Source organism: Vibrio sp. ZF57 (assembly GCF_001691235.1).
Lineage (GTDB): Bacteria > Pseudomonadota > Gammaproteobacteria > Enterobacterales > Vibrionaceae > Vibrio > Vibrio crassostreae_C.
The window spans coordinates 23417-44536 of record NZ_MAKD01000040.1 but is presented as its reverse complement, the minus strand read 5'-3'; the positions used below and the strand labels follow the sequence as shown (position 1 = coordinate 44536).

Annotated in this window: 20 protein-coding genes, 1 riboswitch and 1 other annotated feature; of the genes, 8 read left to right on the top strand and 12 right to left on the bottom strand. The window is 44.3% G+C overall.

The window, feature by feature from the left end; genetic code table 11:
- Positions 1 to 84: 84 nt before the first annotated feature.
- Positions 85 to 1470 carry a cysteine--tRNA ligase gene (gene cysS, locus A6D97_RS04120; RefSeq protein ID WP_065583870.1) on the bottom strand — a complete coding sequence of 462 codons (1386 nt, stop codon included), beginning with the start codon at positions 1468 to 1470 and terminating at the stop codon, positions 85 to 87.
- A 365-nt stretch (positions 1471 to 1835) separates the two neighbouring features.
- On the opposite strand from cysS, the gene A6D97_RS04115 reads away from it, so the two are divergent.
- The 4 genes from A6D97_RS04115 to A6D97_RS04100 all read left to right on the top strand — a co-directional run bounded on the left by A6D97_RS04115 (position 1836) and on the right by A6D97_RS04100 (position 5132).
- On the top strand, positions 1836 to 2330 hold the full coding sequence (locus A6D97_RS04115; RefSeq protein WP_017060275.1) for a peptidylprolyl isomerase: 495 nt from the start codon (positions 1836 to 1838) through the stop codon (positions 2328 to 2330).
- Between the two features lie 77 nt (positions 2331 to 2407).
- On the top strand, positions 2408 to 3142 hold the full coding sequence (gene lpxH / locus A6D97_RS04110) for a UDP-2,3-diacylglucosamine diphosphatase (protein WP_017060274.1): 735 nt from the start codon (positions 2408 to 2410) through the stop codon (positions 3140 to 3142).
- Positions 3143 to 3265: 123 nt separating this feature from the next.
- Positions 3266 to 4483: an EAL domain-containing protein gene (locus A6D97_RS04105; RefSeq protein WP_029235542.1), complete on the top strand. Its 1218-nt coding sequence runs from the start codon at positions 3266 to 3268 to the stop codon at positions 4481 to 4483.
- Between the two features lie 136 nt (positions 4484 to 4619).
- A complete protein-coding gene (locus A6D97_RS04100) occupies positions 4620 to 5132 on the top strand; it encodes a YchJ family protein (protein ID WP_017060272.1) in 513 nt (170 codons plus the stop codon).
- 225 nt (positions 5133 to 5357) lie between these two features.
- Here the strand turns inward: A6D97_RS04100 and hisIE are convergent, their stop codons facing one another.
- From hisIE to A6D97_RS04055, 9 genes are all read right to left on the bottom strand, one after another.
- The gene (gene hisIE / locus A6D97_RS04095) at positions 5358 to 6008 is read right to left on the bottom strand and encodes a bifunctional phosphoribosyl-AMP cyclohydrolase/phosphoribosyl-ATP diphosphatase HisIE (protein ID WP_017060271.1); all 651 of its coding nucleotides are present in this window, start codon (positions 6006 to 6008) and stop codon (positions 5358 to 5360) included.
- The gene (gene hisF, locus A6D97_RS04090; protein WP_017060270.1) at positions 6005 to 6778 is read right to left on the bottom strand and encodes an imidazole glycerol phosphate synthase subunit HisF; all 774 of its coding nucleotides are present in this window, start codon (positions 6776 to 6778) and stop codon (positions 6005 to 6007) included. Before hisF ends, hisIE begins: the two co-directional genes overlap by 4 nt.
- On the bottom strand, positions 6760 to 7497 hold the full coding sequence (gene hisA / locus A6D97_RS04085; RefSeq protein ID WP_065583869.1) for a 1-(5-phosphoribosyl)-5-[(5-phosphoribosylamino)methylideneamino]imidazole-4-carboxamide isomerase: 738 nt from the start codon (positions 7495 to 7497) through the stop codon (positions 6760 to 6762). The genes hisF and hisA overlap by 19 nt, the downstream gene beginning before the upstream one ends.
- 43 nt (positions 7498 to 7540) lie before the next feature.
- Positions 7541 to 8155: an imidazole glycerol phosphate synthase subunit HisH gene (hisH, locus tag A6D97_RS04080; RefSeq protein ID WP_017060268.1), complete on the bottom strand. Its 615-nt coding sequence runs from the start codon at positions 8153 to 8155 to the stop codon at positions 7541 to 7543.
- A gap of 9 nt (positions 8156 to 8164) precedes the next feature.
- Complete coding sequence (gene hisB / locus A6D97_RS04075; RefSeq protein WP_017060267.1) at positions 8165 to 9253, bottom strand: bifunctional histidinol-phosphatase/imidazoleglycerol-phosphate dehydratase HisB; 1089 nt, start codon at positions 9251 to 9253, stop codon at positions 8165 to 8167.
- Between the two features lie 131 nt (positions 9254 to 9384).
- Positions 9385 to 10425 carry a histidinol-phosphate transaminase gene (gene hisC, locus A6D97_RS04070; protein WP_065583868.1) on the bottom strand — a complete coding sequence of 347 codons (1041 nt, stop codon included), beginning with the start codon at positions 10423 to 10425 and terminating at the stop codon, positions 9385 to 9387.
- A 9-nt stretch (positions 10426 to 10434) separates the two neighbouring features.
- On the bottom strand, positions 10435 to 11736 hold the full coding sequence (hisD, locus tag A6D97_RS04065) for a histidinol dehydrogenase (protein ID WP_017065318.1): 1302 nt from the start codon (positions 11734 to 11736) through the stop codon (positions 10435 to 10437).
- Positions 11736 to 12632, bottom strand: a complete 897-nt coding sequence (gene hisG / locus A6D97_RS04060; protein WP_017060264.1) for an ATP phosphoribosyltransferase — start codon at positions 12630 to 12632, stop codon at positions 11736 to 11738. The genes hisD and hisG overlap by 1 nt, the downstream gene beginning before the upstream one ends.
- 53 nt (positions 12633 to 12685) lie before the next feature.
- Positions 12686 to 12821: a sequence feature (His leader region), on the bottom strand.
- Between the two features lie 190 nt (positions 12822 to 13011).
- Complete coding sequence (locus A6D97_RS04055) at positions 13012 to 14604, bottom strand: Na+/H+ antiporter NhaC family protein (protein ID WP_065583867.1); 1593 nt, start codon at positions 14602 to 14604, stop codon at positions 13012 to 13014.
- A gap of 112 nt (positions 14605 to 14716) precedes the next feature.
- Positions 14717 to 14894: riboswitch (Lysine riboswitch) on the bottom strand.
- A gap of 364 nt (positions 14895 to 15258) precedes the next feature.
- Between A6D97_RS04055 and A6D97_RS04050 the strand changes: the two genes are divergently transcribed.
- Positions 15259 to 15669 (top strand): H-NS family nucleoid-associated regulatory protein, encoded by a 411-nt coding sequence (locus tag A6D97_RS04050; RefSeq protein ID WP_017060262.1) that lies wholly within the window; start codon positions 15259 to 15261, stop codon positions 15667 to 15669.
- A gap of 194 nt (positions 15670 to 15863) precedes the next feature.
- Here the strand turns inward: A6D97_RS04050 and A6D97_RS04045 are convergent, their stop codons facing one another.
- Positions 15864 to 17168, bottom strand: coding sequence for an inosine/guanosine kinase (locus A6D97_RS04045; protein WP_065583866.1), 1305 nt, complete (start codon positions 17166 to 17168; stop codon positions 15864 to 15866).
- A 102-nt stretch (positions 17169 to 17270) separates the two neighbouring features.
- Positions 17271 to 17540, bottom strand: coding sequence for a hypothetical protein (locus A6D97_RS04040; protein WP_010439986.1), 270 nt, complete (start codon positions 17538 to 17540; stop codon positions 17271 to 17273).
- 204 nt (positions 17541 to 17744) lie between these two features.
- Between A6D97_RS04040 and mnmA the strand changes: the two genes are divergently transcribed.
- From mnmA to purB, 3 genes are all read left to right on the top strand, one after another.
- A complete protein-coding gene (mnmA, locus tag A6D97_RS04035) occupies positions 17745 to 18881 on the top strand; it encodes a tRNA 2-thiouridine(34) synthase MnmA (RefSeq protein WP_065583865.1) in 1137 nt (378 codons plus the stop codon).
- 43 nt (positions 18882 to 18924) lie between these two features.
- A complete protein-coding gene (gene hflD, locus A6D97_RS04030; protein WP_017060259.1) occupies positions 18925 to 19542 on the top strand; it encodes a high frequency lysogenization protein HflD in 618 nt (205 codons plus the stop codon).
- Positions 19543 to 19685: 143 nt separating this feature from the next.
- Entirely contained in the window at positions 19686 to 21056 is a 1371-nt protein-coding gene (gene purB, locus A6D97_RS04025; protein ID WP_065583864.1) for an adenylosuccinate lyase, read from the top strand.
- Positions 21057 to 21120: the final 64 nt, after the last annotated feature.

The following is a 21120-nucleotide window of genomic DNA, read 5'->3' as shown; positions in this document are numbered from 1 at the left end:
TTAATTAAAAGTTGAAGATAAAAAGGTGAAATTAGAGAATTTTTGCTAGAAAAAAGGGCTGAAAATCAGCCCTTTTTATAAGATTTACTTACGACGCCAAGTCGTACCTTCTGGACCATCTTCCAGAACAATACCTAGCTCGTTCAGCTTATCACGTGCAAGATCGGCATTTGCCCAATCCTTCGAAGCGCGAGAGTCATTACGTAGCTTAATTAGGCCTTCGATTTCAGCGACTTCGTCATCGTTACCTGCTGCATCGCCTTGCAAGAAAGCTTCTGGATCTTGGTGAAGAATACCGATGATGTCTGCCAGTTCACGCATCAACGCACCTAGTGCACTTGCTTTTTCTATGCTTTCAGTCTTGATACGGTTGATTTCACGAGCCATTTCAAACAGCACTGAATAAGCTTCAGGTGTGTTGAAATCATCGTTCATCGCTGTAGAGAAACGAGTCACATACTCTTCACCACCAGCAGGGGCTGCGGTAACGTCTAGACCACGAAGTGATGTATAGAGACGTTCAAGTGATGCACGAGCCTGATTTAGGTTATCTTCGCTGTAGTTTAGTTGGCTACGGTAGTGACCAGACATTAGGAAGTAACGAACTGTCTCTGCATCGTAATGCTGAAGTACGTCACGGATAGTGAAAAAGTTACCCAGTGACTTAGACATTTTTTCTCTGTCTACCATCACCATGCCACTGTGCATCCAAGTATTTACATACTGAGTGCCGTGCGCGCAGCAAGACTGTGCGATTTCGTTTTCGTGGTGAGGGAACTGCAGATCTGAACCACCACCGTGGATATCGAAGTGGTTACCAAGAATAGACGAGTTCATTGCTGAACATTCGATGTGCCAACCTGGACGACCCGGGCCCCATGGCGATTCCCATGTAGGTTCACCTGGCTTAGACATCTTCCAAAGAACGAAGTCTAGTGGGCTGCGTTTTGCAGATTCAACATCAACGCGAGCACCCGCTTGAAGCTGATCAAGGTCTTGCTTTGAAAGCTTACCGTATTCGTCGAATTTCTTTACTTCAAACATCACGTCGCCGTTGCTTGCAACGTATGCGAAACCACGTTCAATCAGCTTTTCAACAAGCTCGATGATTTCAGTGATGTATTCTGTCGCACGAGGCTCAACATCTGGACGCTTCATGTTCAATGCATCAAAGTCAGCGTGCATCTCACCGATTAAACGCTCAGTCAGAGAGTCACAAGACTCACCGTTTTCGTTAGCGCGTTTGATGATTTTGTCATCGATATCAGTGATATTACGAACGAAATTCAAATCGTAACCAAGGTAACGCAGGTAACGAGTTACCACGTCAAATGAAACGAACGTACGGCCATGACCAATATGACAGAGATCGTATATGGTTACCCCACAGACATACATACCGACTTTGCCAGCTGTAATTGGTTTGAATTCCTCTTTCTGTCTTGTGAGCGTGTTATATATCTTCAGCATGATCTCTATCTATTTTATGGATTAATCAAAATAAGCTCGCAGTATAACAAGTCATACCTTAATAGGTAATCCCTAAAAGCAGGAATTATACCAATCACGGTAAGTAGATGGTCATAAATAGCGCAGAAAAAATGCTTGAGAACAAGGAAGCTCTTTTCGACAAAAAGTTTCGATAAGTAGTTATTCTACATTCAAAATTTCTAACGACGTTATCAAGTGTTTTAACAAGCTAGGATGGCCAGTTATTTACTACGATTGGTATTACCTCAAACATCCGAGTTAAGTTAATGATTTGGTGATTTGAAAGTCTGCCAACATGCGCTAGAATTCGAACTTCATATTAAAAAGACAGTAAGGTAACAATCATGATCATCCTTCACACAAATTTTGGTGATATCAAAGTTCAACTTAACGAAGAAAAAGCACCAGAAACAAGCGCAAACTTTCTACAGTATTGCCGTGACGGTTTCTACGACAACACACTATTCCACCGTGTTATCGATGGTTTCATGATTCAAGGCGGCGGCATGACTTCTGGCCTTAAAGAAAAGGCAACTCGTGCAACGATCAAGAACGAAGCAAACAACGGTCTAGCGAACAAAGTTGGTACGCTAGCAATGGCTCGTACTATGGAACCGCATTCAGCGAGCTCTCAGTTCTTCATCAACGTTAACGACAACTCTTTCCTAAACTTCCGTAGCGAAAGCCTAGACGGTTGGGGCTACTGTGTATTCGCAGAAGTTGTTGAAGGCATGGACATCGTAAACAAGATTAAAGGTGTTAGCACTGGTTCTATGGGTATGCACCAAGATGTACCTCTAGAAGAAGTGATCATCACTGGTACTACAATCGAAGCTTAATTCATCGCTTTCGGTTAGTATTGATGAGCCGATAAAATCAGGATATAGGGAGCGAATCGCTCCCTTTTTTTAGACCTATGAAAACATATTTTATATCAGATCTGCACCTTTCTCCGTCACGAGAAGACATCACAGACTGCTTCTTAACCTTTATGAAGAAAGAAGCCGTAGAAGCGGATGCACTTTACGTATTAGGTGACCTTTTCGAATTCTGGATTGGTGACGATGATAAGAGTGAATTCGCGACTTCTATCCGCCAAGCGTTTATCGACTTAGTGAAAACAGGCGTGCCTTGTTACTTTACTCAAGGGAACCGCGACTTCTTAGTCGGCAAAAAATTTGCTAAGCAAACGGGCGTACAACTTCTCGACGAAGTTTCTACGATCGATATCTACGGGCAAAAAGCGGTAGTATTGCATGGAGACACTCTATGTACTGAAGATGTAAAGTACCTCGCCTTTCGCGAAAAAGTGCATCAGCCATGGTTACAATGGGTCTTCAACCGAATTCCATTTTTCATCAAGAAGAAAATTGTTTCAAAGGTTCAATCAGATATCAAAGATGACAAGCAGACCAAGTCTCTCGACATCATGGATGTGACACAGCAAGAAGTCGAAGATGTGATGGAACGAAACAATGTCGATCTGATGATCCACGGCCATACTCACCGCCCAGACATCCATACATTTAATGCTAACAATTGCACTAAAACCCGTATCGTACTTGGCGATTGGTATACGCAAGGCTCAGTGCTGGTGTTCACGCCGCAAAGTTTTGAACTACAGAATCGAGCGTTTAGCAATAGCTTTTAACATCACGCTTAAACTTTCACTTTGATTATTATTGTCGGTCAGACTTTCTTAGAAAGTGTATGGTAATTTCTAGTGAATTAGCTATTATCTCTCTACCAGAAATAAACCGAACACAGTACTAAGTTGAAATATTCATACGTAGCGCGTCAACCAATACTCGACACAGGCAAGAAAACCATAGGTTACGAGTTGCTATTCAGGGATGGTCCTAAGAACACTTTCCCTGAAGTAGAGCCGGAGCTCGCTACTAGCCGTTTGCTTTCCGATCACTTCTTATCGACCCACTATAATACGTTGGGTGATAAGCTTGGGTTCGTGAACTTCCCATATGCAAGCCTAATCAACTTAGTCCCTACTCTGTTCCCCAAAGAAAGCCTCGTTGTTGAGGTTCTTGAAGACTGCGAACCAACAGACGAATTACTTGAAGCAATCAAAACCATCTTTGACGCGGGTTATACCATTGCGCTAGACGACTTTGTGCCAAGTAAAGCTTGGAAGCGCTTCTTACCCTACGTTTCAATTATCAAGTTCGATATCCGTTTGACGCCAATTGCCAAAGCAGCGATGTTTATGAACTCTCTCAAAGGGCTAGATATCAAGTTCCTTGCTGAGAAAGTAGAAACGTACGAAGAATACCAAGAAGCGAAAAAAGCAGGCTTCACCTACTTTCAAGGTTATTTCTTTAGCAAGCCAGAGATGATCCAAACGCGTGCGCTCAACCCGGCATTCCTGACGACCGTTCAGCTGTTAAAAGAGATTGCGCACGACCCTATCGACTTTGGTGAAGTAGAGCGTTTGATTACGCTCGATGTGACCATGTCGTATAAGCTACTTACCTACGTAAACTCCGCTGGCGGTTCACCAACAACGATTCGTTCATTCCGCCAAGCGCTTATTTACCTTGGTGAACAGAAACTGCGTAAGTTCGTTTCACTGGTGGCTATCGCATCCGCGAAAGAAGATAAGCCGGACTCACTTTATGGCTTAGCGGTAATACGCGCACGTCAGTGTGAACTCTTGGTTGAGAAGATGAATGTTAAGGTTGAGCCTGGACAAGCCTTTTTGACCGGTATGTTCTCTCTGTTGGACTCACTCTTTGACCAACCATTGAAACAAGTACTCGATTCAGTGCCGATCGACATCGAGATCAAACAAGCCTTGATTCAACGTAAAGGCGTGTTAGGTGCTGTATTGGCGATGGTGGTTGCGTATGAGCAAGCTCGTTGGGAAGAAGCGACTCGTATTCGCCAGCTTCTCAAACTGAGTGAAGCTCAACTTGGTCAAGCTTATGACGAAGCGACGACTTGGGCTCAAGAGCTATTGTCTCCAGCCTTGAAATAGTAAACTTCGCGCTAACACTTTGATAATTTCAATAACTTCAACAGAAACTAAACTTTGGTGAGCGATCGTTTCTTGGTAAACTCCCACGCATTCACTTATGGCCTCTTAATAGAGGCCATTTTTACAGGATCTGACTATGTCTTTATGCCCATGCGGTAGCAAAAATACTTACCAACAGTGCTGTGAATCAGCGCACCTTCACCACAGTGCTGTTGAAACGCCTGAACAGTTGATGCGCTCTCGTTATTCAGCGCACGTGTTGGGTTTAGTTGACTATGTTGTTGCGACTTACCACCCTAGCTGCAACGCAGAAGCGCAAAGAGAAGGTATTGCCGAATCTATCAACAGTGATTGGGCAGGACTAGAAGTCATCGATACTGCGGTAGGCTCGCACCAAGACGAAGGCTTTGTTGAGTTTAAAGCTTACTTCAATGAAGAAGGCGCACAATACTGCATGCAAGAACGCTCTCGCTTTATACGTGAAGACGGTCTTTGGTACTACATTGATGGTACCTTCCCAGAGCAGGAACAAACTACACAACCAGAAATTGACCCACGCTTAAATCAAACCGTTGAGAGCTTTAAAATCGGCCGTAATGATCCGTGTATTTGTGGCAGTGGTAAGAAATACAAGAAGTGCTGCGGATAACTCGTTCGACTAAGAAGTCAGATTAAGAGAAGAGATTCCTGATGTCGCTTAGGCTCCTCGGAATGACGCAAAGTCAGAGGTTAGAAAAGTGACGTAGGGCTTAGAAATCTTGAAATCTTGAAATCTTGAAATCTTGAAAATTAAAAAACTAAAAAGCCCCGTAAACATGTTTGTTTGCGGGGCTTTTGTCTGTCTTTTACGCGGTTCTATTAATCTAAAGAGAGCTTACTTATGACGCTCTTTCAGCTTGTTTACCACATCATCCATCGATAAGCCTTGGTCTTGAAGAAGAACCATTAGGTGGTAAATCAAATCTGCTGATTCACACACTAACTCCGCCTTATCGCCCGACGTCGCCGCAAGCGCGACTTCAACGCCTTCTTCGCCCACTTTTTGCGAAATACGCTTGGTGCCACGGGCATATAGACTGGCAGTATAAGAAGATTCAGGATCGGCGTCCTTGCGGGCAGCCAATAGCTGCTCAAGCTGATGAAGCCACACCATCTGAGACTCTTCTTGCTTGTCTCCATCCCAACACGTTGTTGTACCTGTGTGGCACGTTGGACCAATGGGATTAACTTTAACCAGTAAGGTGTCGCTGTCACAGTCCAAGGCGATGTTTTGCAGTTGCAATACATTGCCCGACGTTTCACCTTTCGTCCAAAGACGCTCTTTTGTGCGAGAGAAAAACGTCACATTGCCAGTTTCACCCGTTTTCTCAAGTGCGGCTGGATTCATGTATCCCATCATTAGCACTTGGCTTGACTGGTAATCTTGAACAATCGCTGGCACTAAGCCATCTACTTTTTCCCAGTTAATACGCTCTGACAATGCGCCTACTTCTGTTTTTGATAAGCTTACGGGTTCAAAACTCATAGTCGCACCTCTACATCTTGTTGTTTTAAATACTGTTTAAGTTCACCAATATTGATGACTTGTTTGTGGAATACCGAAGCCGCAAGTGCTCCATCCACGTTGGTCTTTTTATAAGCTTCAGCAAAGTGCTCCATTGCACCAGCGCCACCAGAGGCAATCAATGGCACATTACACACTTCACGCACCATGTTTAACTGATCGATATCATAGCCGTTACGAACGCCATCTTGGTTCATCATGTTTAACACAATCTCACCTGCGCCACGCTTCTGTACTTCCTGCACCCAATCTTTGGTTTCCCATTTGGTTGCTTTAGTACGCGCTTCATCGCCTGTAAATTGGTAAACCTGATATTTACCGGTTTCTTTGTCGAAGTATGAATCGATACCGACAACGATACACTGAACGCCAAACTTATCAGCAAGGTCAGTAATCAGCTGTGGATTAGCCAATGCCGGTGAGTTGATTGACACTTTATCCGCACCAAACTCAAGGATGCGCGCTGCATCTTCTGCTGATTTAATACCACCAGCGACACAGAAAGGGATATCGATCACTTCAGCTACGCGTTTCACCCAGCTTTTATCGACCACACGGCCATCACTTGATGCGGTGATGTCATAAAATACCAATTCATCGGCGCCCTCTTCTGCATAGCGTTGTGCTAGCGGAACGATGTCACCAATAATTTCGTGGTTACGGAACTGAACGCCCTTAACCACTTGTCCGTCACGGACATCCAAACAAGGGATTATGCGCTTTGCCAACATGCAAATGCCTCCTCTGCGGTAAACTTGCCATCAAGTAGTGCACGACCCACAATCACACCCGCAACACCGCTGCCTTTTAGCGCTTCGATATCAGCTAGGCTGCCAATGCCGCCCGATGATTGGAATTGCACTTGTGGGTACTGCTTACAAAGATCAACATAGAGCTCTACGTTTGATCCTTCTAGCGTGCCATCGCGTGAAATATCGGTACACAGCACGTGTTTAAGGCCAACCGTGAGGTAGTCTTCAATCAGCGCTTCAATGGTCACACCTGAATCTTCTTGCCAACCTGAAATCGCCACTTTACGTATGCCGCTTTCGTCAATATTGATGTCCAGAGCCAGCACGATTTTTTCCGCGCCGTACTTCTCCATCCAACCTTTCACCAACTCAGGTTGCTTAACGGCTGTAGAACCAACCACAACGCGCTGTGCGCCAGCTTCTAGCAGATCAACGACATCTTGTTCGTTACGCACGCCACCACCAATCTGGATGTTCGCAGGCGTGCTAGCAAGGAGCTTAGCAATCAAGTCTAACTGACGAGCCGTTGTGTCTTTTGCGCCCGTTAAGTCAACAAGGTGCAGCCAGCCAGCGCCAGCTTGGTGGTACAGATTAAACTGCTCTGTTGGGTCTACTTTGTATTCTGTTACTTGCCCGTAGTCTCCTTGGAATAAGCGAACTACTTGGCCTTCAATTAAATCTAACGCGGGAATAATCATTTACATTCCTTATATGGCAACGTTAGCCGCTGCCTAATCCTTATTACAATTCCAAGAAGTTCTGAATCAGCTTAGAGCCAGCTTTCGAAGATCGCTCTGGGTGGAACTGAACACCATAATAATTGCCACTTTGAACCGCCGCAGTGAACGGATTACCGTAATCACATTGTGCGATTGTGTAGTCGCCCACTGGCATTGCGAAGCTATGAACAAAGTAGAAGTATTCGCCTTCTTCAATGTCTTTAAATAGCGGGTGATTAGGCGTTGCTGTTACTGTGTTCCAACCCATGTGTGGTAATGGTAAGTCGCCCGTTTCAAGTAAACGAACTTCGCCATCACACAAACCTAGGCATTCAACTAACTCATCAGCCTTTTGACCTTTCTCTTGAGACAGTTTGCCTAACAGCTGCATACCTAAACAGATACCCAGCAGAGGCTTCTCTACTTGCTTCACAAGGGTAACAAGGTCACGCTCTTGCAGGTTCTTCATTGCCTCACTTGCTGTACCTACACCGGGTAGGAATAGCTTGTCGGCAGCAAGAACAACTTCTGGTTCTTTTGAAATTTCAACTGCGTAGCCCAAACGTTCAATCGCAAACTTCACCGATGAAACGTTGGCACAACCAGTATCAATAATAACGACTTTTTGCTCTTTCATACCGAACCCTTACAGAACGCCTTTGCTGCTTGGTAACTCGTTACCTTCAACTTTGATTGCTTGGCGAAGAGTACGGCCAAACGCTTTGAACAGGCTCTCAATGATGTGGTGATCATTATTGCCATCAGAAGAAAGGTGTAGCGTACAAGCCAATGTATCAGTTAGAGAACGGAAGAAGTGAACCACCATCTCGGTTGAAAGATCACCCACTTGCTCACGGCTGAACTTAGCATCGAACTTCAGGTATGGACGACCAGAAAGGTCTAACGCACACTGAGCCAAACACTCATCCATTGGTAGGCTGAAACCAAAACGGCCAATACCACGTTTGTCGCCTAGTGCATCTTTCAATGCTTGGCCTAAAGCCAGAGCGGTATCTTCGACTGTGTGGTGATCATCAATGTGCAGGTCGCCCTTCACAGTCAGGTTCATTTGGAAACCACCGTGTGTCGCAATTTGATCAAGCATGTGGTCGAAGAAACCCATGCCGGTATCGATCTTGTTGCCACCGGTTTCATCAAGGTTTACTGCAACCTTGATATCGGTTTCTTTAGTAGTACGAACTACTTCAGCAATACGCGCATTAACCGTCAGATCTTTAACGATTTGTGGCCAGTTAAGCGTGCCTTCAGTTTCCGCATCCGGGCCATATTGAATACCGCGGATAGCCATGTTCTCTGCCAGTTGAAGATCCGTCATTCGGTCGCCAATCACAACAGAGTGTTGGAAATCGACTTTACCGCCTTGTAGGTACTCTTTAACCATACCCAGTTTAGGCTTACGGCAAGAGCAGTTGTCTTCGTCAAAGTGAGGGCAAATAAGCACGTCGTCAAACTTAACGCCTTGAGATTCGAAGAACTCCATCATCATATTGTGTGGTGCATCGAAATCTTCTTGTGGGTAGCTATCGGTACCTAGACCATCTTGGTTAGTCACCATCACTAGACGGTAACCAGCGTCTTGCAGTGCAAGTAGGCTAGGAATTACTCGCGGTTCGAATTTTAGCTTGTCTAAACGATCTACTTGAAAGTCAACTGGCGGCTCTACAATTAAGGTGCCGTCACGGTCTATAAAAAGTATTTTCTGTTGTTTACTCACTTGAACTTCCTTTTAATTTTAAATCTGGTGGCCTAGCTAAAATCAAACGCTAACCCAAAATATTGGTTTCACTTGCCAATCTGCGATTAATCAACTCAAACTGGCAAATGTTATTACTGGTAAGCCTTTCGTTACTGATAAAAGTTACGAATGAATCCAAGTGTCTTTTCGCACTCTTCGCGGTTACCAATACTAATACGAACACAGTCTTCAATAGGTGAATTACGCAAAATAATGCCCGTATCCCAAGCCGCTTTAAATAACTCATCGCCGTTCGGGAATTTCACCAGTAAGTAGTTACCCCAGCCATCAAAAACCGTCACTTGAGGCATACCTAATAGACCCGCCTGCAAATACGCTCGGTTAGCACTTAAATCTAGAACTTGGAACTTAGCTCGCGCTAGTCCTTGCTCTGAGAGAGCTTGAACGGCAATGTCAGCAACAGGGATTGGCACTGGATAAGGAGCAATCACTTTCAACAGTACATCGATAAGCTCTTTGTTCGCTAGCGTAAAGCCACAACGTAAGCCCGCCAAAGCAAAGGCCTTCGACAAGGTGCGCAGAATCGCTAGGTTTGGATATTGCTCAAGCAAATCAACGGTTGACGCTTCTGGACAAAAATCGATATACGCTTCATCCATCACCACAATCGCTTTGTCTTGTGTCATTTCAAGCAGCTTGATGATGTCTTTACGATCAACTAAATTACCGGTTGGGTTATTTGGGCTACAAACAAACACCACTTTTACGTTGTCGAGCTGAGCTTCGATAGCTGGAAGATCCAATTGCCATTCAGAAGTAAGAGGCACAACTTTACGCTCAACACCAATCGTCTCTGCACTGATTGCGTACATACCGTAAGTAGGTGGGCAGTAAAGAATAGCGTCTTCGTTCGGCTCACAGAAAGCACGAATCAATAACTCAATGCCTTCGTCAGCACCACGAGTCGTCAGTGTTTGCTCTGATTTCACGCCTGCGTATCGAGCGTAAGCATCAATCAGCTCTTTTGGCTGACATTCGCTGTAACGGTTAAGACGAGACAAGTTCAGGTTGTACTCGTTATCAAACGGAGATTCGTTGGCGTTTAGCCATACATCACCAGTACCGCCTATGCGTCTTGCAGACAAGTAAGGTGTTAGAGCCTGAACTTGTTTTCTTGCTAACTTTTCCATGCCCTACCCTTATTTCGCTTTATTTAACTTTTCAACTCGGATAGTCACAGCGCGTTTGTGTGCATCCAAACCTTCGGCTTCCGCCATTGTTACTACTGTTGGCGCTAGGCCTTTCAACCCATCGGCTGTTAGCTCCTGCACCGTCATTCGCTTAGAGAAATCAGCCAAACCTAGGCTTGAATACGTCTTGGTATAACCGTAAGTCGGAAGAACGTGGTTTGTGCCGGATGCGTAGTCACCTGCAGATTCTGGAGACCAGTCACCAAGGAAAATTGAGCCTGCATTATCTAGCAATGGCAGCAATTCACGTGGGTTCTTGGTTTGAACGATCAAGTGCTCAGGACCGTAGAAATTCGAAATCGCAATCGCTTGAGTGATCGATTCAGCAATGATGATTAAGCTTGAAGCCAATGCTTGCTGAGCGATGTTCGCACGAGACAGTTCTTTCAGTTGCTTTTGAACCGCTTCTGTTACTTGGTCTGCAACCACTGGAGATGGAGTTACCAATACTACTTGAGAGTCAGGCCCGTGTTCCGCTTGGCTCAACAAATCCGCTGCAATGAAGTCTGCATCAGCCGTTTCATCAGCAATCACTAACACTTCAGATGGGCCAGCTGGCATATCAATAGCTGCTCCGCGGAAGTCATTACTCACTTGGCGCTTTGCTTCCGTAACGTAGGCATTACCTGGGCCGAAGATCTTATCGACTTTAGCCACACTCTCGGTACCGTAAGCCATTGCTGCAACCGCTTGACCACCACCAACGTTGTAAACTTCGTCGATCTTACAAAGCTTAGCGACATACAAGATTTCATCAGCGATTGGCGGAGGTGAACAAAGCACAACCTTACGACAACCTGCGATTTGAGCAGGAACACCTAACATAAGAACCGTTGACGGTAGTGGCGCACTGCCACCGGGAATATAAAGGCCAACAGTATTAATCGCGCGCGTCACTTGCTCACACACAACACCAGGCTGTGTCTCAACCTTAATTGGCTGCGGCTTTTGAGCTTCGTGAAACTTCGCAATGTTGCTATAAGCTTGCTCTAACGCTTGCTTCATCTCTGGTGTTAGACGAGCACACGCCTCTTCAATCTCACCCGAACTGACTCGGATAGATTCTGGAGTTACACCATCAAACTTTGCAGTCAGCTTTTTAAGCGCGGCATCGCCTTCATTTCGTACTTTTGCAATAACATCAGAAACAGTCGCTGTGATGTTTGCACCTTCAGTAATAGCTGGACGCTCTAATACCGAGTCTTGCTGTGATTCACTTAAAGATTGCCAAACAACGGTTCTCATCGTCACTACCCCATCATTTTTTCGATTGGTAATACTAGAATCGAGCTTGCACCCAACTCTTTCAGCTGTTCCATTGTTTCCCAGAACAAGTTCTCTGTACTTACTAGGTGCACGGCAACTTTGTCTTTGTCTGTAGATAGAGGAAGAACCGTTGGATCTTCAGCACCAGGCAGTAATGCTTTGATTTGCTCTAGTTGAGAGGTTGGCGCGTGAAGCATGATGTACTTCGACTCTTTCGCTTGTTGAACACCCTGCATACGAGTCAGTAGTTTTTCAATCAGTGCGGTCTTGTCTGCGTCGAAGTCGCCAACACGTTGAATCAGTGTTGCTTTCGATTGGAAGATAGCTTCTGCTTCTTTTAGGCCGTTCGCTTCAAGCGTTGCACCTGTAGAAACTAAATCAGCGATAGCGTCTGCAAGGCCAGCGCGAGGCGCGACTTCAACCGAACCTGTTAGCATACAAGTGCTGAACTCAACACCCTGCTCGTCCATGTAGGCTTTAAGTAGTTGTGGGTAGGTTGTCGCAATACGTTTGCCCGCTAAGTCTTGTGGGCCGTTGTATTCTTCGTCTTTATTAATAGCGATTGAAAGGCGGCAACCACCGAAGTCTAAACGACGTAGTGTGCGGAACTCTGAAGGCTCTTTAAGAGCAACACGATCTAGACGAACTTCTTCTAGTTCATTTTCACCGATGAAACCAAGGTCAACTACACCATCCATGATAAGACCTGGGATGTCGTCATCACGAACGAGTAACAAGTCGATTGGCATATTTAGTGAGTGAACCACTAGGCGCTCACCCATGATATTAAATTTAACACCACATTTTTTAAGTAGGTCTTGGCACTCTTTACTTAAGCGACCTTTCTTTTGAATTGCGATTCTTAGGCGTTGTGTCTGCATTGCTGTATCCCTGTGCAAATATTTGAATTTATTGATTATTTAAAAGCGCTAAAACTAAAAAACCCTCGGGGACTTTGTCATCCCGAGGGTTTAAATCTAAATTCTTTTGACTTAACCTCCGGGAGTAATCTTGCTCCCGGGTATACGTAAATCTCCCCGAAAGACTAGATAGGGTGATGATGGTGATGAATGTTCATTACTAATTTACGCATACTTATCAGCTCTTAGGTTGTTTGCTGTCTTGTCTCCACACTAACTAAGCTGACATCCTTTTTCAACCATTTATTCGAACTTTTTTCACGAAACTTAAAATTAAATTAACAGGCACAAAAAAGGGAGGCAAACGCCTCCCTGATAGTTTACTGATTAACTTTCAATTTTAGCTTTTGCACGTCGCCATTTTGCAGCGAGAGAAGTAAGCCAATGCAAAACATACAGCAACAAACGTTAGAGACGCTGCGCCAAATGCGATGCCAATTGAAGATGTCATACCTAGAGTGATGAAACCAATGCACGATACGAACGCTACAGACAACGCGTATGGAAGCTGAGTCGAGACGTGGTCGATGTGGTTACAACGAGCACCAGTAGAAGACAGAATCGTCGTATCTGAGATTGGAGAACAGTGGTCACCAAATACTGCACCCGCTAGAACCGCACTTAGCATTGGAAGAATCAGTGCGATATCCGATGCTGCAGCCATGTCACCTGCGATAGGTAGCATGATACCGAACGTACCCCATGAAGTACCTGTAGAGAACGCCATAACGCCCGCTAGAAGGAACAAGATAACTGGTAGCCAGTGGTAATCGATGCTGCCCGTTACTAGAGATGATAGGTACGAACCTGTTTTCATGTCGCCGATTACAGAACCGATAGTCCATGCGAATACAAGGATTAGGATTGCGCCAAACATAGAGCTTGCACCAATCCACATTGTTCTTGCGATATCGGCCATAGATAGCTTTTGCTTGAATACTGTCGCTAGTGCTACTAGTAAGCCGATAACACCACCGTAAACAAGAGATTTACCAACATCTGTATTTTCGAATGCACCAAGTAGGTTAAACGCTTGACCATCAGCAGCTAACGCTTGACCGCCTGTGTAAAGCATCGCAGCTACAGTCGCTACGATCAATGAAACGATCGGCATGATTAGGTCAGAAACAGAACCGTTCTCGCTCTCTTCGATGTCTAGCTCTTCGTTTAGATCGTGAGCTTGCTGGCTATCGTTGTCGCCTTCAAAGCCACGACCTTGAGACGCTTCGATCTCGTGATCGCGCATCTTACCAACATCTAGACCGAACCACGCCACTGCGAACACCATCAATAGTGCAAATACCGCGTAGAAGTTCATTGGAATAAGACGAACATAAGCACCTAGAGCAGAATACTCTGTCACACCATGTGTTACTAAGATGCCACCAATAATAGTAATGATGTAAGCACCCCAACTAGAAGCTGGCATGATCACACACATAGGAGCCGCAGTAGAATCAAGAATATAAGCTAGCTTAGCGCGAGATACATAGAAGCGGTCTGTTACAGGACGAGAGATAGCACCAACCGCTAGGCTGTTAAAGTAGTCATCAACAAAGATGAATACACCTAAGAAAGCAGCAAGTAGTTTTGAACCACGTTTGCTCTTAACGCGAGACTGTGCCCACTCCGCGAATGCGCGAGTACCGCCAGACAGTGTTAATAATGCCGTTGTCATTCCAAGAATAATTAGGAATGCAATGATGCTCATGTTCCAAGTGTTGATGCCACCATCTTCGATGAAAACACCAGATGCTTTAGTAAACACGTAGCTAGCTGCGTTACCTACTGAGTAATCAGCAAGTAGAATCGCACCCATGATGATACCGACACCCAAAGAAACCAATACACGGCGGGTAACAATAGCAAGGCTCAAAGCCACAAGGGGCGGAAGCAAAGATAAAGGTGATGTTGCAAAATCTATTAAATTCATGATCTTCAAAAACCAGTTTTTTATTTGGCTAGAGATCTACTGCAGACAAACTTGATACGGCTGACCAAGCTCATGTTGAACTAAGCGAAAGGGAAGTGAACACTTCACCCAACCCTACAGTAGCGCTCCATAGTTTAAAATTAAGACTATGGCAGTGTTGTACCTATTGAGCACAACCCCAGCAAATTGCTTAGATATACAATTTACTTCGGCAATTACACCTTTCATTCCCGTTCATTGGCATCACCCCAACGGAAGTTACTTTTTATAATTGCACCTCTACGTGCGATAACATTATTAACCGTGCAAACCAGAGTTTAACAACAAATTAACCAACACCTCGCATCAGGTAGCCGCAATTGTACTCATCAAGAGCAACAATGCAACATATCATTCCAAGAAAAATAGCTTTTTGTTAATGAACTAATCAATAGAAGAATAGTCTACATAAGTTGACTACTCCACCTGTCACATATCATTTTTTAAGATATTCTTAATAATTATTATAAATTCAATAGAAATACTGCTCTGAATTTTCAACTATTCATCTCACTTTTATATTTAAATATGTAATAGAAGAAATACTATTTGTTTTATTCCTAGGCTCTGTTTATTATTAGGAAGATTATTTAGTTTACCTTGATGGAAAATATCATGTCTGAATTAACAAAAACTCTATTAAATATCCGCAGCCTTCGTGCGTTCTCACGTGAATTAACTCTTGAGCAACTTGAAGAAGCGCTAGACAAGCTGACTATTGTTGTACAAGAGCGTCAAGAGTCTGAAGCTGAAGAGCGTGCTGCTAAAGCAGAGCAAGAAGCTAAGCTTTCTGCTATTGCTGAACAAATTGCAAAAGACGGAATTGATGTTGCCGATCTTATTGCTGCACTTTCTGGTGAAGCAAAATCTAAAACAACAAAAGCTAAACGCGCTCCTCGCCCAGCGAAATACAAATACGTAGACGCAAACGGCGACGAGAAGACTTGGACAGGTCAAGGCCGTACGCCTTCAGCTATCCAAGAACAGCTAGATGCTGGTAAATCTCTAGAAGAGTTTGCTATCTAAACATTTAGTTTACTTAGTGAGTAATCAATTACACGCTAAGCGATAGAATTAATATTTAAGTCGACCAAAGTATTATTTACGACTTCAATATATTCAAAAACAAAAAAGGCTCCTTTCGGAGCCTTTTTTATATTTGTACTATCAGTATTAGAAACCAACTGATACTGATAGTACTACTGATTAAAGAAAGTAACTTATCTTTCCCAGTACGCTTCTTCTAGGCTATCTTCTCTTTCAGGAAGGCCACGAGATAAACGTGGAGAGTGTTGAACCAACACTTCATAGCTAGCACGGTTAGAATATTTACAAACTTGTGAGAACGAAGAGTACGTCAAGAATGAATGTTGGTGTTTACTTGAGTTTGGCACGTTTTCTTTGTGGTACTTATTAGCAGCCATATCATGTAATAAAGCTGATAACGCAGCATCACCTGCACCATTGGTATTTTTGATCTTTTCTGGTCCACCCATGTATGGCGCAATGTGCGAATACACTTTAGTTGGGTTTTCACATAAATCTTTATGCGCAGGACGGCTAAATTCAAAACGGTTGAATTCCGCAATTGAACCTGGAAGTAAAGGCAGTGACGTTTCACGCTTAGCTGCATCTTCTGTATAACCAGCCATAAATAGGCCAACAGGTCCCGCAGTACATAGAACAAGGTCTACCCAGTCTAGCGCTTTATCTGATGCAGCCAGTGGATCGCTTTCACCCGTTAACGCTTCAGCTTCGTCTTCATTCATTGCAACAACCGTTACGTGTTGCTCAAGGAAATCTTTCCAGAATTCTGGATCATCTTGAATAACGAACTTAGTACCTAGTGTAAGAACGACTGGCACATCGTATTTCTTCGCGTATTCGATCGCTTTCATTGTTGCTTCAGGCATCGGGTCGCCTGGCTTACAGCGAACTAAATAAGCCGTTAAAACTAAAGCAGAAGCACTTTTGAAGATTTTTTCAGGAATGCTTTCTGGTTTTAATTGGTTCATTTGTCCTTCGCTAATTGCGAAAGTACGTTCACCGTCTTCTGTAATTAATGCAAAGCAGCGACCAATTGCGCCATCTACCCCTTGTAAATGGTTCAGATCCATTCTGCTTGATGTATTACATAAATAGCGATAACCGTAACTACCAATCTTAATATCTTGGCTCATTACACCTAACAGTGTAGAACGGTCATCCGCTAGCACTGAATAGTTGTGTAATGTGTTACCAATTGTGCCACCAGCGTATTCATTGGTAATCAGGCACTGCTCTTTTAATTCTTGATACAAAGATTCAGCGGCTGCGTCGCCAATAACCAGTGAATGTCCCTTGCTCAAACCATACTTCTCAATAAGTTCAGAACTCACCTTTGCTTCAATATCCACCAATGTTTGGTCAATGCCGATAATATGAGTACGTGACATTCTTTTACTAGTTTGAGCTTGGCTAACTAAAGGGTCACGAGCGTGAACCGGAAAATAGTGCTTTGATTTACGTTGTCCAGGGAATTTCATAGGGCTAGTCTAAGTCAAGGGGAAATAGGTGGCGGATTCTACCGCGCAATATTTAACGCGGCAATCTTTCAAACTATAGCAAACGTTTGCTGTACTATTTTTTTATTCGCCTTCCATAAAGCTTAAATCAGGCAGCATACCCAAATGCTCTGCATAACGTTTTTGATTGAACTCTGCACCATTTTTCATTACATCAAATACTTCAATAGCCAGTGCACATGCCATAGCCGCAATTGCTTCTTCACGCGGTGTACCAGTCATCATTAAACGCATCAACGTCTCTTTCACTTTCACTGGTTCGCCATCCTCAAGCTGGTTCTCGATGATCTCAATCAGCTCTTCTTCTTGCATAAATTCATTTTGTTCAGACATTTTTTTATCTCAGGTCTTGGATTTCGAGCGACTATGCCACATATACTTCTGACATCCTAGCGACTCACCTCGCTCTCATGCGATTCTCTAACAAAGTCAGCGCACTATTTGTGCAAATGAAACTGTGATTCCGGTCTCGGATCTGTCACGGCGTTTCTCTTTCTGTTAGAATCTGCGACCAAGTAATAGTAACGGTGTTTAGACATGTCAGATATCAGCTCTGGAAACAGCGAAAAGAAAGTAATTGTCGGTATGTCCGGCGGTGTAGATTCGTCAGTATCGGCGTATCTTCTTCAGCAACAAGGCTATCAGGTAGAAGGCCTTTTCATGAAAAACTGGGAAGAAGACGATAACGAAGAATACTGCACGGCAGCTGAAGATCTTGCTGATGCTCAAGCGGTATGTGACAAATTAGGTATCCACCTTCACACTATCAACTTTGCCGCAGAGTACTGGGACAATGTATTCGAATACTTCCTTGCTGAGTACAAAGCAGGTCGTACGCCAAACCCAGACATTCTTTGTAATAAAGAAATCAAATTCAAAGCATTCTTAGAGTTTGCAGATGAAGTATTAGACGCAGACTACATTGCGATGGGTCACTACGTTCGTCGTACTTTCCCAACTCAAGAAGAGCTTGATGCTGGCGTAAAACCAGAAATGCTACGCGGTCTAGACAGCAACAAAGACCAAAGTTATTTCCTATACACGCTAAGCTCAGATCAAGTGGCACGCAGCCTATTCCCTGTCGGTGAATTAGAGAAGCCAGAAGTGCGACGTATTGCTGAAGAGCAAGACTTGATCACAGCTAAGAAGAAAGATTCAACAGGCATCTGCTTTATCGGTGAGCGCAAGTTCACTGAGTTCCTAGGCAAATACCTACCAGCACAACCGGGTAACATCGAAACACCTGAAGGCCAAGTGATTGGTCAACACCAAGGTTTGATGTACCACACGCTAGGTCAGCGTAAAGGCCTTCATATTGGCGGCACTAAAGGTGGTGGCGGTAACGAAGAACCATGGTTTGTTGGTGAAAAAGACCTTAAGCGTAATGTACTTATCGCAGTACAAGGTAAAGACCACCCTCTTCTGAAATCAGAAGGCTTGATCGCATCTCAACTTCATTGGGTAAATCGCACACCAATTACTGAAGTTATGACATGCACGGTAAAAACACGTTACCGTCAAACAGATATTCCTTGTACAATCATCCCAATTGATGATGAGAACATTAAGGTTATTTTTGATGAGCCACAAATCGCAGTGACCCCAGGTCAATCTGCAGTGTTCTACCAAGGCGAAGTATGTCTTGGTGGTGGTATCATCGAAAAGCGCATCTAATCAATCAAACGACAAACGATAGAAGACAACTAGGAGTTACTACGTGGCTAATACACTTTATGACCGTACTATTGCTTTCGCCGGAATTTGCCAAGCTGTGGCTTTGGTTCAACAAGTAGCGAAAGACGGCCATTGTGATAAAGATGCCTTTGAAGCTTCACTCAGTGCCATTTTAAATACCAACCCATCGAATACCGTGGGCGTATTTGGACGTGAAGCGAACCTAAAGCTTGGCCTTGAGTGCTTAGTAAAAGGTATCGATAGTACTCCAGCAGGTAGCGATATCACGCGTTACATCATCAGCTTGATGGCGCTTGAGCGTAAGCTGTCTTCTCGCAACGACTCTATGTCTCAGCTTGGTGACCGCATTCAAACTGCAGAGCGCCAAACTGAACACTTTGATCTGTTTGACGAGCAAATGATCAGCAACCTTGCAAGTATCTACCTTGATGTCGTCAGCCCTATCGGCCCTCGCATTCAGGTTTCTGGTACTCCGTCTGTACTTCAGCAGACATCGAGCCAACATAAGGTTCGCGCACTGCTTCTATCAGGGATTCGAAGCGCTGTGTTATGGCGTCAAGTTGGCGGTAAACGTCGCCACCTTATCTTCGGTCGTAAGAAGATGATCGAGCAGGCTCAAATCCTACTAGCTCGAATGTAGTTTATTAGCTCGCGCCTCGTCGCGAGCTTGTTTTTTGTATCAACACAACTCTCACGCAAACGATTGCGCAATGTGCGTGACAATTGAGATTGTTACTGGTATAAACCTCTCAAAATTTAGAAAACTCAATTCAGGAGAACACCATGGAACTGTCAGCATTGACTGCTGTTTCACCAGTAGACGGCCGTTACGGAAGTAAGACTATTGCATTACGCAGCATCTTTAGTGAGTTTGGACTACTAAAGTACCGCTCTATCGTTGAAATTCGTTGGTTACAAAAGCTTGCAGCAACTGATGCAATCAAAGAAGTACCAGCGTTCAGTGCAGAAGCTAACCAGTTTCTTGATGAACTAGCCGCTAACTTCAGCGAAGAAGATGCTCTACGTATCAAAGAGATCGAGCGCACGACTAACCACGACGTTAAAGCGGTTGAGTACTTCTTGAAAGAGAAAGTTGCTGGCGTTCCTGAACTTCACGCTGTAAACGAATTTATTCACTTTGCATGTACTTCTGAAGACATCAACAACACCTCTCACGCGCTTATGCTTAAAGAAGCTCGTGACACAGTGATTCTTCCAGAAATCCGTAACGTAATTGATGCTATCAAAGCACTTGCGAACGAGTACCGTGATATTCCATTACTGTCTCGTACACACGGTCAGCCAGCTTCTCCTTCTACTATGGGTAAAGAGATGGCTAACGTTGCGTACCGTATGGAACGTCAATACAAGCAAATCGAAAACGTTGAGATCCTAGCGAAAATCAACGGTGCTGTAGGTAACTACAACGCACACCTTTCTGCATACCCAGAAGTTGAATGGCACCAGTTTAGCGAAGAGTTCATCACTGAATCTCTTGGCGTAACTTGGAACCCGTACACAACTCAAATCGAACCTCACGATTACATCGCTGAGCTATTCGATGCAATTGCTCGTTTCAACACTATCCTTCTAGACTTCGACCGTGACGTTTGGGGCTACATCGCTCTTGGTCACTTCAAGCAGAAGACTATTGCTGGCGAAATCGGTTCTTCGACAATGCCGCATAAAGTTAACCCAATTGACTTCGAAAACTCTGAAGGCAACCTTGGTCTAGCGAACGCAGTATTCAGCCACCTTGCACAAAAACTTCCAGTTTCTCGCTGGCAGCGTGACCTTACTGACTCTACGGTTCTTCGTAACCTAGGTGTGGGTGTTGGCTACGCAATCATTGCATACACTTCGACTCTGAAAGGTATTAGCAAGCTTGAAGTTAACCGCGCTGCGCTACTTGCTGAACTAGACAAGAACTGGGAAGTATTGGCTGAACCAGTACAAACAGTAATGCGTCGTTACGGCATCGAAAAACCATACGAGAAGCTAAAAGAGCTAACTCGTGGTAAACGTGTAGATGGCGAAGGCATGCGTGCATTCATCGATGGTCTTGAGGTTCCTGCAGACGAGAAAGTTCGTCTGAAAGAGATGACTCCAGCAAACTACATCGGTCAAGCAATCGAGCTAACTGACAAGCTGTAATATTCGAATTTCGAATCGCAGAATAGACTAAGGCTTCCCATGTGGAAGCCTTTTTATTGCGTGG